Consider the following 26,946-nt stretch of genomic DNA (forward strand, 5'->3'; position numbering starts at 1 on the left):
GATCGTCAAATCCTCTTGGTGGTCGGTCGAACCGTGGGCGGTCAGTTGGCGGCCGGGGAGCCGAAGTAGCGGGTGTTGGCGGCGGCTACGGCGTCCCAGTCGGCGTCGTGCGGGAAGCGGACCACGTCCCAGGTGGCGTCGAACAGCCGCTCCTCGGCGTCGGCGTCGCGCAGCGCGCTCGCCTCGGTGTCGGGGCCGTCGACGAACACCGCGACGTTGGCGCCCGGGAGCCGGTAGACGAAGTCCGGTGCCGCGTTCGCCTCGGTCAGGAACACGTCCTTCTCGTCGGGAAGCCGAAGGCCGCGTGCCTTCGCCCAGCCCAGGAAGTCGCCCTGCGCGGCCAGTTCGGACGCCGACGTCTCGACGGCCGTCGGTTCGGCGGGGGACGCGGCCAGCAGTCGGCGGTACTGCTCCGAGCGGGACTCGCCCCGCGACTCGCGCCGCGCCGACGCCGTCGCGAACCGCACCAGCAGAGCGGCCACCGTGTGCCGGTTGATCTGGGCGTGGTCGAGCTGGTTGCCGTAGGTGAGCAGGCACTCGTAGCAGCCGAGCGCGCAGGCCCGTCCCGGGCGGTGTTCCTCGTCGCCCTCGTCCTTGCCGTCCTCGGAGAAGTGGCAGATCTCCAGTGCTCGGAGGGCCGCCTTGGCGAGGGCGTCGTCCTCGGCCTGGAGGCGGCGCAGTACGCCGGCGCCGCCCTCGGCGGCCTCCGTGAACAGGATGCGGCGCCTGGGGCCGTCGTCCGGCGGCAGGAGTTCGCTGGACAGCTCGGCGTCCTCCAGCTCGAACGCGGCCTCGATGCCCCGTTCCAGCGCGTACATCAGCGTGAGCGCGACCGGCTCGGGCAGCGCCTCGTCGAGGGTGACCACGAGGATGTTGCGGCGGTCCTCCACGAACGGGATGACCCGCTTCTTGCGGCGCCGCTCGTTGCCGTCCTCGTCGACCGCCGGCAGCTCACTGAAGTCGCCGACCGCCTCGGCCGCGTCCTTGTCCTTCATCCAGCGTCCGTCGGCCAGGTCCAGCCAGTAGCCCGGCGGTTCCTCCGTACGGGCGCGTACCCGGCCGGTGTTGGTGATGCGGACGGTCGCGGAGTCGCCGTAGGCGATCTGCGCCAACCGGCCGTCCGGGTCCGTGATCGTCGCGTTGAGGCGGCCCTTGCGGATGCCGTGGTCGTGGAAGCGGTACGAGGTCTCCAGCCGGAAACCGGCCCGGCGCCGCTCCTCCTCGTCCGAGGAGATCCGCTCGCGGCGGGTGGTGTACACGGTGTGCAGGTGCAGCAGGCCGTAGGTGGCCGCGCCCAGCGTCTCGTCGCAGAAGCCGCAGCGGTCCTCGCGCTCCTTGGGCTCGTGGTGGTAGCCGCAGTTCGCGCAGCGGCGGGCCTCGCCGGTGGTCAGCTCGCCGGAGGAGTCCGGGGGCAGCTGGATGCGGGTGACCTGGTAGCGGGCGCCCTCGTGGTAGATGAGCGAGCCGGGGCCGAACTCGCGGATGGCGAGGAAGCGGGGGCGCTGGAGGTAGTCGCCGTCGCCGCGGCGGCGGCCGATCGTCGGGATGTACGCGGCCAGCGGCAGGCGCGGGAAGCTGTAGCCGGGCAGGAAGCCCTCGGAGGCCAGGTAGCGGTAGGGGTTGAAGTCGGAGAGGACCGACTTGCTGTCGACGCTCTCGTTCATCAGCAGGTTCAGCTGGGTCTCGGCCTCGCGGCGGCGGGCGTTGGCGCGGTTGCGGTCGCTCTCGGTGAGGCTGTAGTCCAGGCGGCGCCTGTTCTGGACGTACTGGTCGTCGAGGGCAGCCCGGAACAGGCTGCGCCAGCGGTCGAAGGCGCGGTCGAAGCGCTCGGCGACCGTCCGCACCTTGTCGTCGATCCAGTCGTCGTGCCACCAGGTGGTGTCCGCGAAGTCCTCGAACAGCGGGCCGAGGACGCGCAGGGCCGCGTTCACCGTGCGCCGCTGGGCACCGTCGTCGTGCGCCGCGTCCCGGATGTCCGGCAGCAGGTGCAGCGCCGGGTCCGGGCGGTCGCCGCCGTCCGGGTACGACACGTCGAGCACCTCGGGGAGGGAACGGCCCAAGCGCAGGCCGGCCTCGGCGATCCAGATGCCCTGGAGGTGGGAGAGGACCAGGTCCTCGTTGGCGAGGTCCAGCCGGGGCGGGGCGACCGCGCCCGCCACCATCCGCTCGGAGCGGCGGAAGTAGTACTGGTCGTGGCTGTTGCCCGTCGCGCAGTACGTCGTGACCAGCGCGGGCTGGCCGCTGCGGCCCGCGCGGCCCGAACGCTGGGCGTAGTTGGCAGGCGTGGGCGGCACGTTGCGCATCATCACCGCGTTGAGCTCGGAGATGTCCACGCCCAGCTCCATCGTGGGAGAGCAGTACAGCAACTTCAACTCGGCCTTGCGGAAGGCCTCTTCGCGGGCCTCGCGGTCCGCGGGGGACACCTGGGCCGTGTGCTCGCGGGCGTACAGGCCCGACAGCGCGTCGGCCGTCTCCCGGTACAGCTTGAGGAAGAACGTGTTGATGCGCGGGCCGTCGCCGCTCTGATACGTGCGCGTCAGCGGATCGTGCGCGCCCGACTCGCCCTTGCCCGCGCGCCACACCAGCGACTGGGCGGCCACCCGGTAACCGGTCGTGGCGGCGGACGAGGCCCTGCGGTAGCGGCCGGCGCGCTGCGGAGCGGCCTCCACCTCCTTCACCAGGCCCGCCTTGGTCAGCACCTTCAGCAGCTCGGTGATGATCAGCTGGAGGTCGTCCTGGTGCAGGTCGCGGAAGGCACGGTCCGAGCGCCGCAGATACTTGCCGAACTTGCCGCGTGCCGACAGGAACAGGCTCGAACGGTCCGTGCCGGGCCGGGACGGGTACGGGAAGGCGATGCCGACCCGGGGCTTGTCGGCGGAGGACAGCACCCACGGGTCGACCAGCCGCTCCTCGCTCGCGCGCTGGAGGGAGTCGAAGGTGTCGTCACGGAAGTACGAGACGTCGATGGCGAGGGAGCGGCGCATCTCGTCCAGCAGGGCCTTCGTGATCTCGGCCCGCAGCGCCGGATCGGCGTCCCGCAGTGCCTGGTGCGTGCCCTCCCAGCGGTCCTGCTTGGCGGCGACCCAGCCCAGGTCCTCGTAGTCGATCTCCAGCAGGCCCGTCTGTTCCAGGTTGGGCATGGTGATGCGCCAGCCGCGTTCGAGGTCGAGGTAGAGGCGGAAGGCGACCACGTCCCGCAGGGTGCGGGCCGCGTTGCGGGCCAGCGACGGCGGTAGGTCGGCCTCGCCCGTGTAGTCGGCGGGTGAGACGGCGAGGGCGTTGGTCACCGCCGAGGCGAGTTCCTCGTGGTGCAGGCCGTCGTCGCCGGTGTCCAGCGCCGCCCGGTACAGCGCGCCGCGCAGTTGGGTGATCTGCACGAAGTCGTTGAAGTGGCCCGCCTGGAGGGAGGCGTCCTGCCGGTTGTCGACGAAGGTGAGGAGCTTGCGCGCTTTCTTGTCGAGGGCCTCCTCCGGCACCGACTTCAGCGAGCGGACGATCGACGCCGAGACCAGCGAGGTCGCGGAGGAGCGGCCCTCCTGGTCCAGCGTCGCCAGCTTGGCGAAGTCCCGGCCGCGCGTCTGCTCGTACGCCACACCGCAGTGCAGGCAGAACAGGAACGGCGAGGGGACGAACGCGGCCTTCAGTTCGCCCCGGCCCTCGCGGCCGAACGCGTCGACGGTGACCGCCTTCGGCACCCGGTCGCGGTAGGTACGCTTGACGACCTCCTGGCCCTTGTCGTCCAACTCCAGCCAGGATTCCGGCAGTCGGCGGTCGTCCACCGCGTACTGCACGTTGGACGGCCACTCGCGCTCGTGGTCGACGTAGAGGTAGCCGTCGCCCTGTCGGCCGCCGGTCGCAGAGGTGTCGCGGCGGGCCTCGTAACGGACCTCGCCGTCCTTCTCCGTACGCCACACCGTCAGGTACTCCTGGCCGCACTCCCGGCAGAACGCCAGCGGGATCAGCGACTTGCCGCCGCTGCCCGGCTGTTCGAGCTGGTAGGAGCGGGTGAGGTGGCGGGAGGGCTTGTCCTCCAGGGTGACGTAGACGGTGTCGCCCTTGGAGAGGAACTGGTGCAGGCGGAACGCGAACAGCGGCCGTTCGTTGCGCGGGTTGAGCGCCTGCGAGCCGGCTTCCAGGGTGGCGCGGATCGCCTTCGCGCAACTCTCCTCGTCGACGCCCGACGTCTCGTGCAGCTCACGCGCCGCGACCTCGATCTTCGTGGGCGGCCGACGTACGAGGCGGCCCGTCGCGTCGTCCTCGACCAGGCCGAAGCGGTCCTCGATCCAGCGGGCCAGCGGGTCGCGCGCCAGGTCGTCGTAGGCGCGCGGAGCGGAGGAGGTGAGGCGCTCGGCCGGCACGGTGGCGGGCGCCTCACCGGTCGCCCTGACCAGGGTCTCGCCGATGACGTGCTCGGGGCGGACCGCCGTGCCGAACAGCGTGCTCGCCACACCGGCGACCACATGCCGTTGGTCCTCCAGCGTGCCCTCCGTCGACATGGTGGCCGAGGTGCCGATGCACTGGACGTTCTGCGCCTGACAGGCCTCGCGGACCCGGCGGATCAGCAGGGCGACGTCGGCGCCCTGACGGCCGCGGTAGGTGTGCAGTTCATCGAAGACGAGGAACTCGAGGCCCCGCGCCATCTTGATGAGGCTCGCCCGGTCGGCCGGGCGGGTCAGCATCAGTTCCAGCATCACGTAGTTGGTGAGCAGGATGTCCGGCGGGTTGTCGCGGATCTCCTTGCGCTTCTCGTCGTTCTCCTGGCCCGTGTAGCGGGCGAAGGTGACCGGCTCACGGCCGGCGCCGTAGCCGTCGCGCAGGTACTTCTCCAGCTCCCGCAGCTGGCTGTTGGCGAGCGCGTTCATCGGATACACGATGATCGCCCGCACGCGCTTCGGAGCGTTAGGGCCCTCCTCGTCGCGCTCGTGCAGCACCTTGTCGACGATCGGGACGATGTAGGAGAGCGACTTGCCGGAGCCGGTGCCGGTCGTCAGGACGTAAGACGCTCCTGAGGCGGCGGCGTCGATGGCGTCGCGTTGATGCCGGTGCAGGAGCAGCGGTCGGCCGTCGCAGACGGTGCCGCCCTCGGTCTTCTTCGCCTGGAAGATGCGGGCGCACTCGGGGTGCAGCACCTTCTGCTGGGCGAGTTCGACCACCGTGCCGCCGCCCTGGAAGAACGGGTTGAGCGACAGCCAGGGGTTCGGCCACTGGGACTTGGCGTCCAGGTCCTTCTCGACGTACGCCTTGATGCGCTCGTCGCGGATGACGGTGCCGCCCTCCGTGAAGGAGCGGTAGTCGCGGATCAGCGTCTGATGGACACCGAAGACGTCCATGCCGACGCCGGAGCCGGTCACCGGGGCGGGTGGCCGCAGCGGGGCGGTCACCGGGGCCGGGGCGGTCTCGCGCAGGGGGAGCGTCGGGTCCCGCTCGCTCCAGACGGGGACGAGGCTGGTGCCGTCCGACGACGGTACGGCGAGGGGGAGCAGGGCGTCCCGCACGGTCACGGCGTCGGCCGGGCGGTTCGCCGGGTCCTTGGCCAGTAGCCGGTCGACGAGACGGGCGAGCTCGGCGGGGACCTCGCTGCGGATCGCGCGGACGGGGCTGGGCTCCTGGTGGACATGCAGCTCTGCGAGCTCGTACGCCGACTCGCTCGTGAACGGAGGGACGCCGACCAGCATCTCGTACAGCACGCAGCCCAGCGCGTACAGGTCGGCGGCCTGGGTCACCTGCTTGGCCTGGCACTGCTCGGGCGCCATGTAGCGGGCCGTGCCCACGCTGACCCCGGTGCTGGTCAGGCGGGTCTGGTCCGGGTCGTCGACGATGCTGCCCATGCCGAAGTCGAGCACCTTGACCGTGCCACCCCGCGTGAGCATGACGTTGGCGGGCTTCAGGTCCCGGTGGACCACGCCCTCAGCGTGCGCGGCGGCGAGTCCGGCGGCGATCTGCGCGCCGATGGCGGCGACCCAGGCGACCGGGAGCTGGGACTCCTCCTCGATGAGGTCGCGCAGCGACTCGCCGTCCAGGAACTCCATCGCCAGGTAGGGCAGATCGTCGCAGTCCGCGGCGATGCCACCGGCGACGAGCCGGGTGAGGTTGGGGTGGTCCCGCAGCGTCCGCATGATGGCCACCTCGCGGGCGAAGCGCTCGACGGCCTTGGTGTCGCCGCCGGTGTCGATCCGGCCTCCGGTGCGGCGACGCAGGATCGTCTTCACGGCGACGGTGCGCCCGGGCGAGCCTTCGGGAGCGCGCAGGTCCTCGGCCTGGTGCACCTCCCCCATGTTGCCCCTGCCGATGACGCGCCCGATACGGAATCTGGCGTCGACCAGCTCCTGGCTCACTGCCGCTCCTCTACTGCCTGCTGCTCACGTTCTCGCGGTTCCGAAACGGAACGCGCCCCCTGACCTGCTGCCGCACGGCCCATGGTGTCAGAACGGACAGTGAGGCAGTCATTACCGTACACGACGATGGCAATATTTGATATGTGCTCAATCTGTTGACATCGTCAACGCGCCACCTCTAGTCTCGCCATGGAGTGAGCGGGGGTGGGTGGCGTGCAGGATCGAACCGTCGGCGAAGCGACTGCGCCAAGCTTGAGGGCCGCGATGGGAGAGCTGCTGTCTCGGCTGAGGCATGCCTCCGTGAACGGTGTCGTACCCGAGGCGGTCTTCGCGCAGAGCATGCGAACCCTGGGGCTCGGCCATGCCGAGCGAGACAGGCTGCGGAACGAGCTGGCCCGATTGGGCCTGCATGTCCAGGACGCGCGTGCTCATGTAGACGCGGACGCTCCGGATATGGAAAAAGTTGCACTGATTCGTGGGGAAAACGTGTTCCCTGGTGCCGACCTGGTGCAAGCTCTGCTGCTGCGCTACACGGACACCGACGGGTACGTGACCTCCAGAGCGGTGGACGGTGTCGCCCGGCTGGCAGGACTCGGTGCACGACAGACGGCTGCGCTGAGGTCCTGGGCAAACGTGCGCGACACCGACGAGGACGCTGCGCCGGACGATCCCCGTACGGAGGAGACTCGGCCCGGAGGTGAGGCCGGAGGCGAGGAGGAAGCGCCGTCGGCCTCGGAGAAGCCGGAGGCCGGGGCGGAGGGCCGGGACGTTGACGCCGCCGTCGTCGCGGCACTGGCCGTACTGGAGGAGGACCGCTTCCGAAGACGCCCCGGAGACTCTCTCCTGAAGGCCGAGGCCGAGGTCGGCCTCACCGTGCTGCTGCGCGGCGGCGCGGATCGCATGGGACAGGAGCCCGACGCCGAGGAACTGAGCGGACTGCCGTCCGGTGATCTGAGGATCAGGGCCCGCGACTGTCTGGTCCTGCACAACCAGCGCCTTGTGCACTCGCTCATCCGCCCCTACCTGGAGCAGGGGTTGGACTACGAGGACCTGTTCCAGGTGGGAACGCTCGGGCTGATGAGAGCCGCTCGCAAGTTCGACCCGGCCAAGGGCTACAAGTTCTCGACGTACGCGACCTGGTGGGTGCGGCAGCAGGTAGCCCGGGCCATCGCGGACGAGGGTGCTCTCATTCGGATCCCGGTCCACATGCATGACCAGATGCGCAAGGCGGCTGCCGCGGAACGCGCCCTCGCCGCGCAGGGGCGACCTACGTCGGCCGTCGACGTGGCGGTGCGGTGCGACATGACCGTGCAGAAGGTGGAGGAGATCCGGAGACTGAGCCGACGCACCGACTCGCTCGACCGGGTCATCGGTGACGGTGCCACTCTCGGCGACTTCGTCGGGGAACATCAGGCCCTGCCGTCGGTGGAGCAGGGAGTGGTGAACACACTCCTGATGGAAGACGTCATGGCCGTCGTCGACACCTTCTCCGAGCGTGACGCCCGCGTCCTTGTCCGACGCCTGGGCCTGGACGGCGACGAGCCCTCGACGCTCGACGAACTGGGGCGGGAGTTCGGCGTGACCCGGGAGCGTATCCGGCAGGTGGAGAGCAAGGCCCTCACAGCATTCAGGGCACGCTTGCGAATGGCCGGGGTCGTCAGCGCGTACGAGGGCGGGAACGCTCAGGAGGGCGCGGAGGACGGCACGCAGGCGCCGTCGACGAAGCGGCGTGCTCATGGCAAGGCGAAGCCCGTTGCCTCGGTGGTCAAGTCGTCATCACGAACCGACGATGCCGTGCTCGAGGTCGATGAGCCGTCACACCGGAACGATGGGGAGGAGGGTGCGGCGGTGGAGGAAGGCAAGAGGGAAACAGCGAAGGGCACGCACGACGGTGTCGTGGAACCCCTGCCTTCGACCTCGGTCGTTGAGGCCGCCGAGCGAGAAGAGCCCGACGAGCCCGAGTCGCTTGAGAAGCCCGGCCCGGCCGAGCCGGCGCAGCGCACCGCGGACTGGGAGAAGGCCCTGCGCCTGGGAGCGAGGTTCGAGGGCGGCGTCGACTGGCTGGCCGAATACGCGCTGCTGGCGCTGGGGCAGGCCCGGCTGACGGTGATCCTCGGGCCTCGGGCCACCGCGGACGTCGTACGCGCCGCACGGGAGCGCAGGATGCCGGACCGCCAGGTGCTCGCGGCTCTGGAAGTCCTGCAGCGCGTCTTCGACACGCTGAGAAAGGCCCGGCTCCGGCCCGAGGACTTCTTCGAGCGACCGTCGGAAGCACTGGTCGGGCTGACCCCCTCGGCGTACCTGGCCAGGAAGCCGCTGGTGAACTCGGAGTCCCGCCTGGCCGTGCGCGACGCGCTGCGGGAACTCGCTGCGGGCATCCCGAGCCGAGGTGCGCCGGAGGAACCACCGCCCGCCCCTGGGGTCGGCGACGCGATGGACCGGACCGAGATGATCCCGCGACGTGGCGCACCCCCCGATGAGAGCGACGAGAGCCACCACCACGTGTCAGGACACGATGTGGTGGTGGACGGCGCGGGAGGCTGTCCGGCAGCGGACCCGGAACTGTGCTCTGAGAACGGGGGTGAGAGAGCACTGTCCGTCGCCGTCCAGGAAGAGGAGCAGATACGCACGGACGACGGGCGGCTCGTCGCCGGGCTCCGCCGTGAGCACGAGGCCGAGCTGAAGCGGGTGCGGCTCGAACACCAGGAGTGCCTCGTCCAGGAGCGCCGGGTGCGGCAGACCGTCGAGGCGCGTGCCGCCGCATTGGAGGCGGACACGGAGCGGCAGCTCGACGCCCTTGAGAACGGGCTGCTGCGGCGTATGGACAGGACACTGGCTCGCCGCAAGCAGTTTCTGCGGGCCGAGGCCGGAGCGCGGATCGCGCTGCTGGAACAGGAACAGCACGCGGTGCGACAGGGACTGGTCCGCCAGGTGGAACAGGCGGAGATATCCGGCCGGGCCGAGGCCGAGGACGCGGACTTCCACCGGAAACGGGCCGGGGCGGCGGACCTACGTCTGCGGGAGTACCGCGAAGCAGCCGAGACGCGTATCTCCGACCTGGAGGCGAGACTTCGGCACGCGGAAGCCGCACTCGCAGGGCGGGACCGGGCCGTCGAGGCGGCCCGCCGGCACGCGGAGAACGTCGAGCAGCAGGCCGCGCAGCGCATCGCCCAGAGCGAGCACAACGCCTGGGCCCGCATCACCGAACTGCAGCAAGCGCTGGCCACGGCGCAAGCAGCTGACACCGACCGCACCACGTTCTGGGACCGTCGGCGCCGGACCTGAAACGCGCGCAGCCCACGTCCCCGTACCTCTGAAGGAACAGCATGGATCCCAGACAGGAACTCGTCGTCTACCTGCACAGACAGCTCGTCGGCCCGGTGGGAGGCCCCGAGGAGACGCTCGACGCCCCGCCGGACCGGCAATACCTGATGGGCACTCTGTATCCCCAGGACGCCGATCTGCAACGCCAGTTGGATCTGGCCGCCGAGGAACCGGACGGTGCCGGTACGGAGAGGGCGGCCGAGGACACCGCTCCCGCCACGGACCCCGTCGCGGAGTCGAACTCGTGGCTGCCCTCCTCGCTCGGCCTCAGCTTCTACACCGACGCCGGCACCGTGGAGATCCGATGTTCCGGTGCCCGCTACGAGACCCGCTCCGGTACGAGCGAACGGGGCCGGAGCTGGCAGCGCATCCCGCTGCCGGCCGAGACGCACTCTCTCGGCCCCGGCCGCGACCAGGTCACCGTCCTCGACGCGCGTGCCGAACTCCGTGTCAGGCGCCGCGCGTTCGGTACCGGACAGCTGGTGACCGTGGCTCTGGTCAACGCGGCCCGGCACGAGCCGGCCCTCGGCAAAGCCGCCCAGTGGGACCGCATGCTGTTCCAAGCGGAGCTGGAAGTACGGCCCGTCGACGGCAGGGTGCTCCAGTACCCGAGCGTGCGCCTCGCCAGCCGCGACCCGGAGGAGCAGGAACTGCGCCTGCAGTACCGGCACGTGCGCACCCACGCCGTGGGACACGGCTGCGCGGTCGCGGAACAGTACGACGATGCGGGGAACCAGGTCACGGCGCTGCGCGCGGCCGTCATGCCGGAGGCCGAGGTCATCGGTGTCCGGGCGGCGGGCCACAGCGACACGCCGGTGCTGAACCTCGGGCACCTCGCCGACCCCGACGTCTCCGCCGACCAACTTCGAGAGGAACTCTGGGAGTTCGCAGCCGAATACCGTGCGTGGTACGTGGGGCAGCTGAACGCGGACATCCCCGAGTGGGGACGAGCCGCCGCGGACCGTGTCCTGGGCCGTGTCGCCGCCGCCGTCGCCCGCATCGAGTCAGGGGTGCGCACCCTGTGCGATCCGTCCCGGCCCGAACTGCTGGGCGCCTTCCGTACCGCCAACCACGTCATGGCGCTCCAGATGCGCCATTCCGCCCCGGATCTGGCGGGGACGCGCCGGTCCCGCCGCGATGCCGTGCCCCCGGAACCGGAGCCGGCTCCAGACGCCGCCTGGCGCCCCTTCCAGCTGGCGTTCTTCCTACTCGCCCTGGACGGAGTGGCCGACCCCCGGCACCGGGACCGGGCCGTCACCGACCTCATCTGGTTCCCGACTGGCGGTGGCAAGACAGAGGCGTACCTGTTGCTCGCGGCCTTCACGATGGCGCTGCGCAGGCATGAACCCGACGGGGGCGGCACGGCGGTCCTCAGCCGCTACACCCTGAGCCTGCTCACCACCCAGCAGTTCCAGCGCGCGGCCACCACCGTGTGCGCCCTCGAAACCCTCCGCCGGGCGGACCCGGCCGCCCACGGCGAGGAGCCCTTCTCGATCGGCCTGTGGGTGGGTGAGACGACTACACCGAACACATACGAAAAGGCCCGTGCGGCCTTCGATGACGTACGCGCGGCCGCCCGGCCCGATGACGTGTTCATCCTTGACCGCTGCCCCTGGTGCGGCACCCGCATCCTGCCCGCCCACAAGTCACCCGACATCAGTGACTACGGCGTGCGTGCCGCCGCGGACTCCTTCGCATTCTTCTGCCCGCGCGAGGAGTGCGTCTTCCACGACGAGCTGCCCGTCGCCGTGGTGGACGAGCACCTGTACGACCGGCCGCCCACGTTCGTCCTGGGCACCGTCGACAAGTTCGCCCGACTGGCATGGGAGCCCCGTGCCGGACGGCTGTTCGCGGCGGGCGGTACGCAGCTGCCGCCGTCCTTGGTCATCCAGGACGAACTGCACCTGCTCACCGGTCCCCTCGGTACCACGGTCGGCCTGCACGAAGCAGCCGTGCTGGGGCTGTGTACCCGGCCCGACGGCATCGGACCCAAGATCGTGGCGTCGACGGCCACCATCCGCCGCTCAGGGGAACAGGTCCGCGCACTCTACGGCGGTGGGGTCCAGCTCTTCCCACCCGCCGGGCTCGACGCCCGCCACTCTTACTTCGCCGAACCGGACACCTCACGGCCCGGCCGCCGCTACCTCGGCGTCATGGCCCAGGGACACACGGCGGGCCGCGCCGCCGTCGCCGTGGCCGCCGCCATGCTGCAGGGTGCATGGGAGCTGCCCGAGGAACACCGGGACGCCTACTGGACACTCGTCGCCTACCACCACAGCCTCCGCGAACTCGGCCGGACCGTCACCGCTGCGGCCGATGACATTCCCGCCCAGCTCACCGGCCTCGAATCCGGCATGCGAACACGGAAGTTGACGGATCACCAGGTGCAGGAGCTGACCAGCAACCTGCCGCGTGCGGAACAACCCGTACTGCTCGACCGGCTCGAGAGGAGGTGGGACCATCCGGAGTCGGTGTCCTTCCTGCCCTGTACCAACATGCTGTCCGTCGGCGTCGACGTGAAGCGGCTGGCACTGATGCTCATGCAGGGGCAGCCCAAGACGACGGCCGAGTACATCCAGGCCACCAGCCGTGTCGGCCGCCACGCCGTACCCGGCCTCGTCGTCACGTTCTTCAACGCCACCAGGCCGCGGGACCGTTCGCACTACGAGACCTTCGACGTGTACCACCGCTCGCTGTACCGGCACGTCGAACCGACCAGCGTCACCCCGTGGTCAGTCCCCTCGCGCCGCCGCGCCCTGCACGCCGCTCTCGTCATCCTCGTCCGGCACCGCCTCGGCCTCGCCGCGGAGAACCAGGCGGGGGCGATACTGCACCACCTGCCCGAGGCGGAGGCCCTCGTGGAGGAACTGTCGGCGCGCGCCGAGGCCTGCGAACCCGCCGTGGGCGAAGCCGTGCGCAAGGAACTGTCGGACCTCCTCGCCGACTGGGAGGAAGCCGCGCGCGCAGCGCGCAAGGACGGCCGGGAGCTGTTCTACCGCAGTCAGGGCAAGGGCCAGTCCAACCTCATCAAGAGCTTCGAACAGAGATACGGCCTGTGGGAGACGCCCAACTCGATGCGCAACGTCGACCGGGAGTGCCAGGTGATGGTGAAGGGAGCCGACCTGTGAGCCGCACACTGCGGGTACGCCAGTCCCAGACGGTGCTGCCCTTCGGGGTCGGAGCCGTCTTCGACATCCAGGGCGAGTCGTTCGTCGCCACCGGAATCGGCGACTGGCCGAGCCGGGGCAGACAGCAGGTCGACTCGCCCCGACTGGCCTCCCGACTCGGGGTGACCGGCTTCTACGCCGCCCCGGCGACGGCCAACGACCGGTTCGACACGCCGGACGCGCCCGGGGCGCCGTACATCCGCTTCCCGTCCTGGCTCTTCTGCGGTGCCTGCCGTCGTATGACCAGGTGGCGCATCGCGGACGAGAAACCCGGCCGGCCGCCACGCTGCCCGTCCTGCTCGCCGGGGCGGGCGCTCGCGCCCATGCGGTTCGTGCAGATCTGCCAGGCCGGACACCTCAGTGACGTCGACTGGTGGTTCTGGGCCCACTCCCGGCAGGACGCGGGCGAGCGTCGCCAATGCGGCGACCGCGAAAAGCTGCGTTTCCTGGTCTCCGAACGCGCCTCCGGCCTTGAGGCGCTTTCCGTGGCCTGCACGGGCAAGGGCTGCGGAGCGGCCCGGGACCTGCTCGACATTCTCGGCACGCACGGCATGCGCTGCTCGGGACGCAACCCCTGGCAGCGGGCGAGCGAGGCCGTGGAGTGCGAGAAGCCGGTGCAGGTGGTGCAGCGCACCGCGGGAAACCTGTACTACCCGATCGTTCACTCGGCGCTCGACATCCCCGAGACCGACGCACCGGCCGTCACCGACGACGCGCTCGCTGCACGAGTGCGCGGACACGACCTGTGGGTGTCGCTGTGCAGAGTCGCCGACTCACCGCGGGCCGGGGTCTTCCGCTCGATGATCCAGGAAGACACCGGCGCCGACGACCAGCTTCTCGACACCCTCCTCGCTGAGGAGACGGGCAGGCCCACCACGGCGACCTCCACCGGGACCGGTACTCCCGACCGGCCCGACCTGAGCCGGGAGGAATGGGATGCCTTCACCGCTCCGGCACCGCCGGCCACCCGCGACTTCGCGCTGCGCGAAACCACGCTCGGTCTCGCCGGTGAGACCGCCGACCCCTGGGCGGGTCTCAGCCGCCGGTTCGGCCGGATCGTCCTCGCTGACCGGCTGCGCGAGGTACGCGCCCTGTCGGGCTTCACCCGGGTGTCCCCGGACGCCGTCCTCGTCCCCGCCGACACCGCACGGCGTCTGAGGTGGCTGCCCGCCGTGGAGGTCTTCGGAGAAGGCGTCTTCCTCACCCTGGACAAAAGCGAACTCGCCGCCTGGGAAGCGGACACCGGGGTCCGGCGCCGGGTGACCGGCATGCGAGCCGACCTCGACCGCTCCTTCCAGAAAGACCGTCTGGAAACCCTGACCGGACCGGAACTGTCCCCGCGATTCGTGCTCCTGCACACCCTCGCGCACCTGCTCATCCGCCAGCTCTCGTTCGAATCGGGATACACAACGGCGAGTCTGCGTGAACGCGTCTACGCACGCCCTGAGCAGGATCAGTACGGCATTCTCGTGTACACGGCCGCCGGAGACGCGGAGGGAACCCTCGGCGGTCTCGTCCGGCAAGGTGAACCGCCCCGGCTCGCCGAGACCCTGCTCCGGATGACGGAGGCCGCGGCCTGGTGCTCGGCCGACCCCCTCTGCGCCGAGCACACCGGCCAGGGCTTCGGCAACCTCAACCGCGCGGCCTGCCACGCCTGCGCGCTGCTCCCCGAAACCAGCTGCGAGACGGGAAACACCCTCCTCGACCGCGCCCTCGTCGTGGGCGGCGAACGGGTGCCCGGCTACCTGGAGTCCATCGTCACGGCGGCCCGCGCAGCCGCCGCAGACGCGGTGGAGGAGATGTGACCATCACCTATCTCGACCTCACCCAGGAGCAGCGCTCCTGCCTCGACGATCTGCCCTTCGACGGCAACCACCTCATCAGCGGTCCGCCGGGAAGCGGCAAGAGCCTCCTGGCGGCCCAGCGAGCCGTCATGCTCGCCCTGACGGGAACGCCGGTGGTCCTGCTGACCTACTCCAACCTCCTGCACCAGTCGCTGGCCGGAGCCGTCCACGCCCTGGGCCCCGTGGACCGCAGCGTGCGGGTGCGGACCGTGCACGCCTGGCTCACCGAGTGGTACGGCGAAAAGCCGCCCGGCGGTCCGGACGGCTGGTTCGACTGGCCCGACCTGTACGAGCGGGCCGCGGCGACCGACCCACCGCCCGGACTCGCCCTGGTAGTGGACGAAGGCCAGGACCTGCCGCCGGAGTTCTACCGTCTCTGCCGACTGCTGGGAACCCGCACGACGGTATACGCGGACGAGTGCCAGCGTCTGACCGACACCAACTCCACACTCGCCGAGATCGCCGAGCGCCTGGGCCACTGCGCGCGCCACGAACTCGACGGCAACCACCGCAACACCCGGCAGATCGCCTCCTTCGCGGCCCACTTCCACACCGGAGCCGGCCTGCCTCCGATCCCCGAACGGGGCGGCCCGCCTGCGCGGCTGCACCGCCTCCCCCAGCGTGGTGCCGCCGAGTTGGTGATGCTGCTGGCCAAGCAGCATCCGCAGCACACCATCGGTGTGATAGCCCACTCCAAACACACGCAGTTCTCCTTGCTCGGCACCCTGCAGAACATGGCGCCCAGACTCAAACCGCAGCTCTACACCTCCGACGCCTGGAAGGGAGGCCGCTACCACCGCCTGGACCTTGGCCGTCCCGGTGTCGTCCTGGTCCATCGAAAGAGCGCCAAAGGACTCGGCTTCGACACCGTCGTCATCCCCGACACGCACACCGACGCCGCCACCGATCCCACCGCGGCCGCGCTGCGCATGGAGTACTACGTCATGGCCACGCGAGCCCGACACGAGCTGCATCTCGCCTACGAAGGGGCATCCGAGCCGCCGTTGTTGGCGCAGGTAGGGCCAAGCGAATTGCTACGTGGCTGACATGCCAGGAACGCCACGCGTTCGGGAGCGTGCCAGTTGGGGTCCGCTGCGACCAGGCCCGAGCCTCCAGCAGAGCCCGTTCACTGCCGAGAAGAGAACGCGCGTCTAGTACTCCAGCAGTACTTCGTGGCTTGACCTGGGGAAACGTCGAGCGGTGGGAGTGTAGCGGGCGGGAAGTCGTCACGGACGGCTTCTGCCCGCACGCCCCTCGAAGGAGTGCCCCCGACGTCGGTAGTGGCAGCGGCGGGCCACCGCTTGGCGTCGTCGGCGCCAGTGCGACCAGCTCAACACGTGAGTGAGGGTGTGAAGGTCTCGGGGTGTGTGAGCTGCCAGGAGTCGTCGCACTTCTGCCACGGTGAGCTCGATGACCACGGCATCCTCACCAGTGGATCCCCTTTTTCGGCTGCTCGCGCGCTCATCGCAACGAGGAAGGTGTGGGCGAGCATGGCCAGGGTGATGTGCCGGTACCAGCCGACGTAGCGGCGGACTTCGTACTCGTCCAGGCCGCACTCGTTCTTCGCTGCCTGGAAACACTCTTCGATCGCCCACCGGGCGCCGGCGACGCGCACCAGTTCGTCCACACCGACATCCAGCGGTGCGTAGCCGAGGTAGTAGGCGATTTCGTCCGGCCGACTCAAGCTGCGCCGTGCCAGCGCCCACCGTCGACGGATCAACACGCCGTCCTGGTGGTCGTACTCGGACACTGGGCGCAACTGGACGGCTGCCCAGTCGTATTCGCGCTGTCCCTTCGCGCCCGCGCCGCAGGAACGGCGTTCCCATGCCTGGTCGGGGGCCTGCTCGAAGGCCTTGTCGATGCGTGGGCCGGCCAGGGAGAACTGGGACTTGGGGACGGCGAGGACGTAGCCGACGCCGGATGTTTCCAGCATCCGGCGGAAGCGGTTGTCCTGTCCGTAGGCGGCGTCCGCCGTGACCCAGGCGACCGGCAGCGGCGAGGCCAGCGCCCTGCGGACGATCGTCGCCGCGAGGGTGTTCTTGGTGGCGAACTCCCGCTCGTCGGGGACCTTGGCGGCGCGGCAGCGGTCACGGTCGTCCGTCCAGGACTTGGGCAGGTAGAGCTCCCGGTCCACCAGGGCGCGGCCGGCTGTGGTGGTGTAGGCGGCGAAGACGCCGATCTGGCAGTTCTCGGTGCGGCCGGCGGTGCCGGAGTACTGCCTTTGGACTCCGGCGGATGTAGTGCCCTTCTTCAGGAACCCGGTGTCGTCGATGATCAGTACACCGTCGGGGCGGCCGAGGTGTTCGGCGACGTAGGTCTGCAGGTCGTCGCGGATGTCGTCGGGGTTCCAGCGGGCTCGGGAGAGCAGGTGCTGCAGTCCGTCTGGGGTGGCGTGGCCAGCGTGTTCGGCAAGTTGCCAGCTGTTTTTTCGGGCCACCGGGGCGAGCAGTGCGCGCACGTAGTCCCGCATGTGGCGGCGTGGTTCGACACGGCCGAAGTGGCGCCCGATGGCGGTGAAGAGGTGGTCCAGGTCGCGGTCCCAGGTCTCGGCTGCCTGTTCGGTGATCACGACCCGAGGCTTCCCAGGCCCGGGGCGACCTTGCCGTCGGGGGCACTCCTTCGAGGGGCGTGCGGGCAGAAGCCGTCCGTGACGACTTCCCGCCCGCTACACTCCCACCGCTCGACGTTTCCCCAGGTCAAGCCACGAAGTACTGCTGGAGTACTAGATGCCTCCACGGGACAGCTGGCTGGTCAGGAGACTTCCTTCTCTGCCCGTTTCAGGTCCGGCGGGTATCCCTTGGCGCGCAGCCAGCTGTCGAGAGCCAGCGCGACGATGTCGCCGTGCGGTATGTCGTGGTCGGCGTTGTATCGGCGGACACGCCGCTGGAGCTGGAGCACGTCGGGAACGGCGTAATTGAACTGTCCCCGTTTGGTGTGGCGGTTGTCGATGATCTCCGTCGTGTCGGGGTGGGGGGGAGAAGGCTTCGTTGGCGGGATGGGATTGGGCTTCGAGTGCGTCGGCCATCTCACGCAGCCGTCGGGCGTGATGGAAGAGATCGGGCACGAATACTGCTCCGGTCGGTTCGAATAGGCGGCTAGTTAGCCGCCTATTGGGCTATTGGAATAGTGGGCGGAAGGGGTGGCCGCGCCTCATCCATGAGAGGCGGCCACCCAGCTCCGGGTGTCAGAACCCGCGGACGGTCAACCAGTCGTCTAGCGCGACGGAGACGATGTCGCCGATGGGCAGGTGATCGAGTTCGTTGTCGAGCGCGAAGCGCTTGATCCGCCTCTTCAACCTGAGCGCGGCGGGAACCGAGGCGTCGAGGCTCTCGCGCGCAATGATGCGCTGGTTGAGGACGACCGCCGCCTCCGGGATGTCCTTCGGACGTCCCGATCCCTGCGTCCACGAGGTGCCGTCACTGGGCGCCGTGTCCGGGCCGGTGTGCTGCTCGTATCGCGGACCCGGCGTTCCGCCCCTCGTCGGGAACGCCGTACCGCCGGTCGGAGACAGAACTGCCTGGCGCACGGCCATCTCAGCTCCCTGAGCAGGGTTCACAGGTGCGTCGCCTTCCGACAGCGGGCCGTTGCGGGCTACTTGGGGCGTCTGTTGTGGGACGACGGCCGATGCCAATCGCATCGCAGGTGAGGACTCGACGTGGATCTGCGGTGACTGCCCGTAAGTAGATGCGGCTTTGTCCACCTCTCCTGCCTGTTGGGTTGGCGGCACCGCGGAGGCGGACATGGTCGTGTCCTGGGCTGGCGCCTGCTGCTCGTGGGCAATGGCGCCATCCGTAGATTGCGTCCTGGGCTCAACGACGGCCGGGCTCAGGACCTGGGCCGCGGCCTGTTCAGCGGCGAACTGCTCGGGGGTGAGCTCGGCGGCTGGGGGAGGGGGCGGCGGGGCCTCCTTCTTGGCACCTCCCAGCGTTCGACCGCCCGTGCGGCGGGCTGGGGGCTTCATGCGCTCGGTCATGCCGCAAGCTCCTTCATCAACTCGGCATACTCGCTCAGTTCGGTCGGGATCTCGCCGAAGGCCTCCATGTAGTGCACCCAGGAGTGGATGGTGGTCTCGGCGAGCGGGAACGCCTCGTTGCGGTCCGGGCCGATGCCCTCGCCCTGGGCGGGGTCGAGGAGCTGGTCCTTTGCCCGGCTGGGCAGGCTGGTGCGGTCGTCGGCTTTGACCATCACGACGTGGGCGGTGACGCCGTGCTCATTGCGGGTGGCGGCGCGCTCGGCCTCGTCGAAGGTGGCCACGAGCTTGCGGCGCTCGATCTTGGTGGGGGCGACCGGCACGAGCAGCAGGTTCGCCTCGGTGACGGCCTCGTGGAACAACTTGGCGCTGCTGCCGCCGGCATCGACCACGATCGCGCCGAACTCGGCGCGCTTGGTACGGATGTACTCGGCGATGTCGTCGAACGGGTACCGCTCGACCACCAGGTTGGCCGGGATCTCGTAGTCTGCGGCCTAGACGAGTCATTCCGATGTGATCAGTGGTCGTAGGCGATGAGGGATCGTAGGACCGGCTGGCCGGTCTTGTGGTTGTGCCAGATCGCAGCAGCCATCGCGAGGACGCGCTGGGCGACGCGGACGGCGACGCCTTCGAAGGTCCGGCCGCCGTGCTGTTCCAGGTCGAGCTGGCCCTTGAGGGTGTCGTTGACCGACTCGATCAACTGCCGCACCGACTTCAGCAGGGACTCGCCCTTGCGTTTCTTCTCGCGCTTGAACGACGGCCGCAGCAACTCAGCGCCCCTCAGGGCCAGATCGGCCTCGAACTCCCTGGAAGCGAAACCCTTGTCGGAGATCACCAGCAGCCCCGGCCGGTTCGTGACCGTCTCGGGTTCGCGGTCGAGCATCGCGGTCAGTACCTCGCGCTCATCCAACTTCGGGGTCGCCAGAGCCCACAGGATCGGCATCCCGGTCGGGGTGCACACCAGGAACAGGCGCAGGCCCCAGAAGAACCGGCTGTGACTGGCGCAGTACCCGTATCCGGCCCAGCCGGCCATGTCCGACCGCTTCACCGTCGGACGCGAGCGACCGCACTCCACCGGCGTCGAGTCGACGATCCAGTGGTTGTCGAACCAGAAGTCCGTATCGACGGCCAGCAGCCGTATCGCCTTCTTGACCAACGGCAACGCAGCCCGCAGCCGCTTGTTCCAGCCCGGCTGCCTGGGCACGTACGGGAACATCCCGCCCAGGCGGGAGTCCACGAACCGCAGCCACCGCGACTCCGAGGTGAAGCCCAGCAACGCCTGCGCGACAGCGAGGCAGACAAGCTCGGAATCCGTCAGCCGCGGCGGCCGGCCCAGCCACCGGGTACCCCCGATCTCGTCGTCGATCTTCACGTACAGTGCGGTCAGCAGGGCGTCCAGGTTGTTCGTCACACAACGATCTTGGACGCCCTGTCTGCGTTCCCGGACACACCGTCAGCATTCGGAATGACTCGTCTAGGCGACCTTGAACCAGTCGTAGGCGGACTGGCTCGTCGCGTCGGCGTCCAGCAGCAGGGCGGGCAGGCCGAGGACGACTGCGTAGTAGAGGGCGATGAACCAGGCCGAGGTCGTCTTGCCAGTGCCGCCCTTGAGCATGCCGACGACGATGACAAACGCGTCCCACGCGCTCGCTGTGGCCGCGGCCAGAGTCTTGAGACGGGCGTTCTCGTTCACGTGTACTTGATCTCCTCAAACTTCAATGGGCTTTGGTCTTGGGCAGGTTGCCGACGGCGTCGACACGGCCCTCGCGTGTTGCGAGCGGGGACGAAGGAGGCGCCCTCGGCGCGAAGCTCCGGCTCGGATGATGGGCGGGTGATTCCTTGAGGCGCGCCTCTGCGCAGGGAGCATGTGGCAGGGCGTTCATGGCCGCTTCCAGGTCTGTGCTGCCGGGCCATGCCGGTGCTGGGGCCTCATGGGGGTGCCTGCCTGACGCAGGAGCCGGTAGACCATCGCAGTCGAGTAGTTGCACTCCTCGGCGAGCGCGGGCACGGTGGCACCGGCCTCGTACCGTGCCCGCAGAGACAGCGCGAGCTTCTGCCGCTTGACGGCGCGCGCCGCAGTGTGGATCCGCCTCGTCTGCTGGGTGGTGCGCACGGTGCCGCCAGCCTCGATGAGCAGGCCTCGCGCTACGGTCCTCGTCTCTCCTGCGGCTGAGGCAAGTTCGGTGAGGGTCGCGCCGTGCTGCTCGTAGAGGGCGCGCAGGTGGGCTGCGAGACGACGGCGCGCTGCGGGGTCCGCTCGCATCCGGCGGGTCTGCCACGAGGTGCGCATCACGGTCCCGGCCTCGCGTAGCCGGTTGAGGAGCGTGCCGTACGACAGGCCGCTGGCAGTCATGAGTTCCTCGACCTTGGCACCTGACTCGTACCGTTGACGAAGGGACTTCGGGGTCGGCGGGTCACCGGCAGGGGTGGTTTCGGGGCGTGTGGGTTCATGCTGCGGACTCCCATTTGCTGAGGGCTTCGGCATGTGCGGCGGCCAGGTCGTCGTAACTGCGCTGGTCGGCAGGCGTGATGAGGATCAGGCGGCCGTCGGTCGCGATCCGCCAGTCCGGAGCGGGCTGTCCGGTGACCGGATCCAGGACGCATCCGTCCTTGGCTTGCAAGGCGGATGTGACCTCATCGGGTCGGGGTGCGGGGACAAGGACCTGCCACCCTTCGCGGACGATCACCACAGCCTTGCTGCGGTGCTCCGACAGCCGCTCCAGCACCTTGCGATACGCCGCGCGCTCCGTAGCGTGAAGCGCCTTACGCCGGGCCGCGACGCCCGTGGTTTCATGCCGCTGCGCAACGGAATCCCACCCCTGCGCCGGCTCGGCACCCTCGGCGTCCACAGACGCCGGAGTGCTGCTCCCGTAGCCCTCCAAGGCGCCGGGTGCGAGGGCCCAGGTCTCACCGTTGTGGTGGACGAGGCCGAGGTCGGCCAGGCGTCGCAAAGTGCGGTAGGCCGTGGCGCGGGAGACTGAGGACGAACCGACAAGTTCACCGACCGTCTGCGCGGGGCGGGCATGCAGCGCGCCGATGATCAAGAGTGCGGCGCTGCCCAGACCGTGGTGGGCGAAGGCAACGTGGCCCATCAGACGGCCGATGACGCTGGAGTCGATGTCGGCCGACAGATCTGTCTCAGGGGTGGGCCAGTCCTCAAGTGCCGGGTCGGGGGGGTACTGAGTGGTCCGGAAATGAGACCGCGGAGCGGGAATGCCGTCGCGGGCGGTCCTGCCGTCGTCGAGGTACCAGGTCGAACCCTCGCGGCCATGTCCTACTCGCAGGCGTCGGAGCCAGCCTCGCGGTTTGAGGACGGTCTCATAGACGACCCGGAGGGTCGTCCGCGAGATTCCTGCCTCCTCCGCGGTCTGCCGCTCGCTGGCCTGGTGCAGAGGGCCGCCCGCGATCTCGGCGAAGTCAAGATGGGCCCGGAGTACCCGCAGCGCGGTCCGGCCCCGTTCCCCGCGCCAGGGCGTCGTCTCGATCCTGTCGCGCAGCGCGGCGAGGACCTCGTGCGCATGGTGGCGAGACTCCAGCACTCTCGTGTCGCTGACGGCATCTGAGGCGCTGGCCCACACCCGGCGTATGTAGTCCAGAGCCCGCGACTGACCCGAGCGGACCGCGATGTGCCGTGCGTGCTGGCCACCCTCGTGCTCGGGGTACAGCAGCAACTGCGCCAACTCGTCCACGCTTCCGCCGGCGCGGGCCACGTGGCAGGCAATGGCCGCGGTGACTCGGTGACCGTGCTCGGCCGCACCCTGGCGGTCCTCGCGCAGGACAAGGGTCCGGCGATCGGAGCTGAGCCTGCTGTAGCTGCTCGCCGCATAGCGGCCGGTGAGGTCCTCGAGCAGGATCAGGTCAGCCGCAGACCAGGGCAGCCGGTGAAGGCCCAGTCGCTCGTGCGGGTGAAGAAGCCGTCGGTGTGAGTCGGTGTGGTGGGTGCTGTGTGCCACTGTGGAGCCGTCCCGCAAGGACAGAGACGCCACCCAGGCCCGCTAAAACCACGGGTGGAGTCCGGAACCGACCTCCAATCGGTGCCAGCGAAGCCTCCAGGATTTCCGGTCCTGGAGGCTTTATTACACCTGGCTCCGATGGAAGGCGGGCATCTCCATCACGGCTCGACCGAAGACAAATCAGAGCTCTCGTCAGGGTCGCCACCCATGATCCGCACCCGTCAACTCGGGCCTCTAAAAGGCCAGTTGCAGAGATCGCTGCCTCTGACTGCCTCTGAGCGGCCCGGGTCGAACCCGGGTCGAATCCGAGCGGTTTCCTCTGACTGCCTCCGATCGCCTCTGCAACTCGACCTAGCAGGTCACAACCGATACGGCTCACAAAAGCGCAGGTCAGGAAGGTGCGTCAGAAATGCCCGCGGTACAGCCCGAGTCGGGCGGAGTCCTGCCGGGTGAGCCTGCCGGGGTCCTCACGGGGCAGCGTGTGGCTGCGTGGACCATGGCCGCGGAGCGGTGAGGATCGGCCCTCAGGAGCTGTACGGCTGTGACGGCTGTGCGGGCCGGTGTGCGGGGAAGTCGGACCCAGTGCCGTGGGGCGGGTACGCCGGCCGGTCCCATTCGTCGTCGCCGAGCATCATGTCGGGGTCGAACATGACGATCGCGCCGGCGATCAGGAGCACGGTGAGCGGGCCGGCGAGCATGGCCAGGAGGAACGACAACAGGCTGGTGGACGACTGTGAGACGGCGGACTGGCCGGTGAGGTGGACGGAGACCGCGGCCATACCGGTGTAGTGCATACCGGTCACGGCCACCCCCATGACCAGACTCGCGCCAAGGCTCGCCCAGAGCTTGTGGATGGAGACCGCCGCCCAGAGCGCCGCAGTGGCTGCGGCGACGGCGATCACGACGGACAGGGCCACGGTCCAGGTGTCGTAGTGCAGGCCGCCGGTGGTGTGGATGGCGGCCATGCCGAGGTAGTGCATGGCGGCGACTCCGATCCCGGTGACCGTGCCCGCCACACCCAGGTTCACCGCTGAGCCGCCCCGATAGCCGACGAGGAAGACGCCGACCGCGACGACGGCGATCGCGACCCCGAGGCTGAGGAGCGTCTTCGTCGGGTCGTAGCTGACCAGAGCGCCCTGGACGCTGAAACCGATCATGGCGATGAAGTGCATGGTCCAGATGCCGCAGCCGATCGCCACGGCACCCAACGCCAGCCAGCCGGCTCTGCGGTGGGGGCGGCGCAGCGACCGTGTCGTGCACCGCAGCCCAAGTGCCGCGCCGAGACAGGCCATCAGGTAGGCGGCCACGGGGGTCACGGCACCGTAGTGGAAGTTGGAGACGGTTGCGGTCATGGGAGTTCCCTTCACGTGCGCGAGGGCAGACGGCACCGTCGACTCGGAGTGACGCACGCGCCCGCCCGGCCTCGGGCGGTCATGACCACGGCGCACGGCAGTCCTGCCGCAGAAACAGGGCAAGGACGGCCGGGCAATCAGATCAAGCCATCTGGCCAAGTTATGCATCATTCAACCACATCAAGCACACACCTCCTTCACATTGAGCGCAATCCTTCGGAGAATCGATACATCACCATCCTTCGTCTCAAAGCAGCCCGTTCAGCGTTGTGGAGCGAGTGAGGGCCGGGCCGTACGGCGGAGGGCGGAGGGCGGAAACCGAAGAATTCGAAGGTTCGAGGAATGCGGCACGGCGACCGGGGTACACGCGAGCGTGTCGGTCGAAGGGCCGGCCGAGACGAGACCGATCGACCGGGAAGGGCGCATCATGACGACGACCGTGCAGACCGCCGAGCAGAGGGTGGACGTCCCCGAGATCGCAGACCCGTCCAAGGTCGCGCCGAAGGACGCGCGGGAGTTGTCAAAGGTGTTCTTCAGCCAGCTGGCGGTGCTGGAGGAGGGCACGCCCGAATACCAGTACGCGCGCAACACGCTGATCGAGATGAACATGTCCCTCGTCCGCTACGCGGCCGGCCGGTTCCGCAGCCGCGGTCCGGAGGAGATGGAGGACATCGTCCAGGTCGGGATGATCGGCCTGATCAAGGCGATCGACCGCTTCGAACTGTCCCGTGAGGTGGAGTTCGCCTCGTTCGCCGTCCCGTACATCGTCGGCGAGATCAAGCGGTTCTTCCGCGACACCTCCTGGGCCGTCCATGTGCCCCGGCGTCTGCAGGAGGCCCGCGTCCAACTGGCGCGCGCCAACGAGGAACTGCACACCCGGCTGGGTCGGACACCGACGATCGGTGAACTGTCCGAGCTGATGTGCCTTCCGGTGGAGGAGGTCGTCGAGGCCCAACTGGCCTCCAACGGGTACCGGTCGGCCTCCCTCGACGCGGCGATCGGCGGCGGCGAGGACGGCGAGGCCGCGCTGGCGGACTTCATCGGAGACGAGGACGCGGCCCTCGGACTGGTCGAGGACTTCCACGCGCTCGCACCGATGATCGCCGAACTGAACGAACGCGACCGGCAGATCATCCACTGGCGCTTCGTCGACGAACTCACCCAGGCCCAGATCGGCGAACGCCTCGGTGTCTCCCAGATGCATGTCTCGCGGCTCATCACACGCCTCCTGGCCCGACTGCGCGAAGGCATGCTCAGCACCCACTGACGATCGGTGACTCCGCGGGATCCTGCCGGCCGGGCGGGATCCCGCAGTCGTGGGGGCCGCCGGAGACAACGGGAGGTCCACCGGCAGTGAGACGGCGGTGAGGTGGGGGGAAGACCGGATCATTTCCTCTGCGATGGCTTGGCCAACTCCGCGTTGAACTGGGCGCCGACAAGCAGCGCCAGGTTGGACAGCCACAGCCAGACCAGGAAGACCACGATGCCGGCCAGCGAGCCGTACAGACGGTCGTAGGTGCTGACGTGCGACGTGTAGAGGGCGAAGCCGAGAGAGACTGCGAGCAGAAGGATCACCGCCAATGTGCCGCCGGGTGCCATCCGGCTGACAGGGCGAGCCAGTGATGGGCCCGAACGGTACAGCACGAGCACCAGGGTGACGGCGACCACGGCTATGACCGACCACCGCAGTGTGTCCCACGCGGACTGGAGTTCGGTACCCAGATCCAGCGCCCCGCTCAGACGCCGGGCCAGGCTGCCCGTGAGCAGCAGCGCGAGGGTCGACGTGAGGAGCAGGGTGACCAGGACCAGGGCCGTCACGAGGATGCGCGGAGCGGTACGCCAGACCGGCCTGTCCGCGTCGATGCGGTGCATGGCGTACATCGCCCGGCGGAAGACGCTCAGATAGCTCCATCCCGACCACAGGGCTCCGGTTCCTCCGACAAAGATCAACGTCCATGCCGCCGAGGACTGCCCTGCCATCTCCCGCAGGGTGCTGCGCAGCAGAGCGCGGGACTCGACCGGGACGGCTTGGGTCATACGGTCGATGACCTCCGGCTTGGCCGTGGGCATGGCCAGACCGAGGATCGAGAGGACCACCAGCAGCAACGGGAACACGGCCAGTACCGCGTAATAGGTCAGTGCGGCGGCCCAGTCCGTGACGTCGTCGTTCCACACGGCCACCGGCGTGCGGCGCAACGCCACCCACCATCGAGCCGTATGACCGTCTGCATCATCCATAGCGCGGATGCTCCTGCCCTCCGACCTCGGGTCACCTCGTCCAGCACTTCGCGCGTCGCCCACCGACCGTGTGCATCAGGTTTCCGCACCTGTGGGCGACATCCCCGAAAAGGGGCCTTCCCGGAGTTGCACCGGGCAGGCCCCTTTCACGGTTCTCGGTGGAGCAGGCGCGGTCAGCGCTTGAAGATGTCCTTCATCTTTTCCTTGGCCTCACGGGCAACACCCGTGCTCTTTGCTGCCTGCCCCTCGGCCACCATGCGTTCGTTACCGATGGCACTTCCCACGACTTTCTCGGCCTTTCCCTCGGCCTGCTCGATCTTTGCCTTGGCCTTTTCGCCGGCAGTCATGGAAAAGAACCTCCTGCTGGATCGTGTGCCGCGGTCGCGGTAACTTCGCTAGTGCCCCGGCGTTCTCGTCATAAACAGGACCTCCTCGGTGAATGAGCGCCGAATTGCAGGGAAGCCGAAGACGCAGGAGGTTGATAAAAATGGTTCCCCTGCTGATTGTTCTGCTTCTCGCCCTGCTCCTGTTCGGTGTCGGCTTCGCCGTCAAGATTCTCTGGTGGGTCGCCGTCGCCGTCCTGGTGCTGTGGCTTCTCGGCTTCGTCATGCGCTCCAGCACCGCGGGTGGCGGCCGAGGTCGCTGGTACCGATGGTGACCTGATCCGTACGCGCGGATGCGTCCCGGGGCCCGGCCGATCCATCGGCCGGGCCCCGTCGTATGCCGGACGTGCGGGCGGATCGTATGCCGGACGCGCGGGCGG

18 protein-coding genes are annotated in these 26,946 nt (G+C 69.2%); 6 read left to right on the top strand and 12 right to left on the bottom strand.

Features of this window, described 5'->3' with window-relative positions; translation table 11 throughout:
* Positions 1 to 41: 41 nt before the first annotated feature.
* The gene (locus tag OHN74_RS41350) at positions 42 to 6,335 is read right to left on the bottom strand and encodes a protein kinase domain-containing protein (protein WP_327699704.1); all 6,294 of its coding nucleotides are present in this window, start codon (positions 6,333 to 6,335) and stop codon (positions 42 to 44) included.
* A gap of 486 nt (positions 6,336 to 6,821) precedes the next feature.
* On the opposite strand from OHN74_RS41350, the gene OHN74_RS41355 reads away from it, so the two are divergent.
* The 4 genes from OHN74_RS41355 to OHN74_RS41370 are packed head-to-tail and all read left to right on the top strand — an operon-like array spanning position 6,822 to position 15,716.
* On the top strand, positions 6,822 to 9,620 hold the full coding sequence (locus OHN74_RS41355) for a sigma-70 family RNA polymerase sigma factor (protein ID WP_327699705.1): 2,799 nt from the start codon (positions 6,822 to 6,824) through the stop codon (positions 9,618 to 9,620).
* A gap of 41 nt (positions 9,621 to 9,661) precedes the next feature.
* Positions 9,662 to 12,787, top strand: coding sequence for a helicase-related protein (locus OHN74_RS41360; protein ID WP_327699706.1), 3,126 nt, complete (start codon positions 9,662 to 9,664; stop codon positions 12,785 to 12,787).
* On the top strand, positions 12,784 to 14,631 hold the full coding sequence (locus tag OHN74_RS41365; RefSeq protein WP_327699707.1) for a DUF1998 domain-containing protein: 1,848 nt from the start codon (positions 12,784 to 12,786) through the stop codon (positions 14,629 to 14,631). The genes OHN74_RS41360 and OHN74_RS41365 overlap by 4 nt, the downstream gene beginning before the upstream one ends.
* Entirely contained in the window at positions 14,628 to 15,716 is a 1,089-nt protein-coding gene (locus OHN74_RS41370) for a DNA helicase (protein ID WP_327699708.1), read from the top strand. Before OHN74_RS41365 ends, OHN74_RS41370 begins: the two co-directional genes overlap by 4 nt.
* Positions 15,717 to 16,000: 284 nt before the next feature.
* Here OHN74_RS41370 and OHN74_RS41375 read toward each other — a convergent pair whose 3' ends face one another.
* From OHN74_RS41375 to OHN74_RS41415, 9 genes are all read right to left on the bottom strand, one after another.
* Entirely contained in the window at positions 16,001 to 17,239 is a 1,239-nt protein-coding gene (locus OHN74_RS41375; RefSeq protein WP_443060497.1) for an IS701 family transposase, read from the bottom strand.
* 182 nt (positions 17,240 to 17,421) lie between these two features.
* Positions 17,422 to 17,568: a hypothetical protein gene (locus OHN74_RS41380; RefSeq protein ID WP_327699709.1), complete on the bottom strand. Its 147-nt coding sequence runs from the start codon at positions 17,566 to 17,568 to the stop codon at positions 17,422 to 17,424.
* A 286-nt stretch (positions 17,569 to 17,854) separates the two neighbouring features.
* Complete coding sequence (locus tag OHN74_RS41385; protein ID WP_327699710.1) at positions 17,855 to 18,643, bottom strand: hypothetical protein; 789 nt, start codon at positions 18,641 to 18,643, stop codon at positions 17,855 to 17,857.
* Positions 18,640 to 19,104 (bottom strand): ParA family protein, encoded by a 465-nt coding sequence (locus OHN74_RS41390; protein WP_327699711.1) that lies wholly within the window; start codon positions 19,102 to 19,104, stop codon positions 18,640 to 18,642. Before OHN74_RS41390 ends, OHN74_RS41385 begins: the two co-directional genes overlap by 4 nt.
* A gap of 53 nt (positions 19,105 to 19,157) precedes the next feature.
* Entirely contained in the window at positions 19,158 to 20,051 is an 894-nt protein-coding gene (locus OHN74_RS41395; protein WP_327694926.1) for an IS982 family transposase, read from the bottom strand.
* Between the two features lie 63 nt (positions 20,052 to 20,114).
* Positions 20,115 to 20,333 (bottom strand): hypothetical protein, encoded by a 219-nt coding sequence (locus OHN74_RS41400; protein WP_327699712.1) that lies wholly within the window; start codon positions 20,331 to 20,333, stop codon positions 20,115 to 20,117.
* A gap of 186 nt (positions 20,334 to 20,519) precedes the next feature.
* Positions 20,520 to 20,993, bottom strand: coding sequence for a helix-turn-helix domain-containing protein (locus OHN74_RS41405; RefSeq protein WP_327699713.1), 474 nt, complete (start codon positions 20,991 to 20,993; stop codon positions 20,520 to 20,522).
* Positions 20,994 to 21,087: 94 nt separating this feature from the next.
* Positions 21,088 to 22,626 carry a transcriptional regulator gene (locus tag OHN74_RS41410; protein WP_327699714.1) on the bottom strand — a complete coding sequence of 513 codons (1,539 nt, stop codon included), beginning with the start codon at positions 22,624 to 22,626 and terminating at the stop codon, positions 21,088 to 21,090.
* 491 nt (positions 22,627 to 23,117) lie between these two features.
* Positions 23,118 to 23,945 (bottom strand): MHYT domain-containing protein, encoded by an 828-nt coding sequence (locus OHN74_RS41415; protein ID WP_327699715.1) that lies wholly within the window; start codon positions 23,943 to 23,945, stop codon positions 23,118 to 23,120.
* A 427-nt stretch (positions 23,946 to 24,372) separates the two neighbouring features.
* Here OHN74_RS41415 and OHN74_RS41420 point away from each other — a divergent pair, with 427 nt between their 5' ends.
* A complete protein-coding gene (locus OHN74_RS41420; RefSeq protein ID WP_327699716.1) occupies positions 24,373 to 25,212 on the top strand; it encodes an RNA polymerase sigma factor SigF in 840 nt (279 codons plus the stop codon).
* A gap of 119 nt (positions 25,213 to 25,331) precedes the next feature.
* Here the strand turns inward: OHN74_RS41420 and OHN74_RS41425 are convergent, their stop codons facing one another.
* Complete coding sequence (locus OHN74_RS41425; RefSeq protein WP_327699717.1) at positions 25,332 to 26,183, bottom strand: YihY/virulence factor BrkB family protein; 852 nt, start codon at positions 26,181 to 26,183, stop codon at positions 25,332 to 25,334.
* A gap of 173 nt (positions 26,184 to 26,356) precedes the next feature.
* Positions 26,357 to 26,530, bottom strand: a complete 174-nt coding sequence (locus OHN74_RS41430; RefSeq protein ID WP_327699718.1) for a CsbD family protein — start codon at positions 26,528 to 26,530, stop codon at positions 26,357 to 26,359.
* A 140-nt stretch (positions 26,531 to 26,670) separates the two neighbouring features.
* Between OHN74_RS41430 and OHN74_RS41435 the strand changes: the two genes are divergently transcribed.
* Complete coding sequence (locus OHN74_RS41435) at positions 26,671 to 26,841, top strand: hydrophobic protein (RefSeq protein ID WP_189149125.1); 171 nt, start codon at positions 26,671 to 26,673, stop codon at positions 26,839 to 26,841.
* Positions 26,842 to 26,946: the final 105 nt, after the last annotated feature.

Origin of the sequence: Streptomyces sp. NBC_00459, assembly GCF_036013955.1 — a bacterium.
Lineage (GTDB): Bacteria > Actinomycetota > Actinomycetes > Streptomycetales > Streptomycetaceae > Streptomyces.

What these genes read in the sequence shown, in the direction of transcription:
- OHN74_RS41360 (WP_327699706.1), top strand. Translation starts at nt 9,662, where the DNA reads ATGGATCCCAGACAGGAACTCGTCGTCTACCTGCACAGACAGCTCGTC.
- OHN74_RS41385 (WP_327699710.1), bottom strand. Translation starts at nt 18,643, where the DNA reads ATGACCGAGCGCATGAAGCCCCCAGCCCGCCGCACGGGCGGTCGAACG.
- OHN74_RS41405 (WP_327699713.1), bottom strand. Translation starts at nt 20,993, where the DNA reads ATGACTGCCAGCGGCCTGTCGTACGGCACGCTCCTCAACCGGCTACGC.
- OHN74_RS41415 (WP_327699715.1), bottom strand. Translation starts at nt 23,945, where the DNA reads ATGACCGCAACCGTCTCCAACTTCCACTACGGTGCCGTGACCCCCGTG.
- OHN74_RS41420 (WP_327699716.1), top strand. Translation starts at nt 24,373, where the DNA reads ATGACGACGACCGTGCAGACCGCCGAGCAGAGGGTGGACGTCCCCGAG.
- OHN74_RS41425 (WP_327699717.1), bottom strand. Translation starts at nt 26,183, where the DNA reads ATGGATGATGCAGACGGTCATACGGCTCGATGGTGGGTGGCGTTGCGC.
- OHN74_RS41430 (WP_327699718.1), bottom strand. Translation starts at nt 26,530, where the DNA reads ATGACTGCCGGCGAAAAGGCCAAGGCAAAGATCGAGCAGGCCGAGGGA.
- OHN74_RS41435 (WP_189149125.1), top strand. Translation starts at nt 26,671, where the DNA reads ATGGTTCCCCTGCTGATTGTTCTGCTTCTCGCCCTGCTCCTGTTCGGT.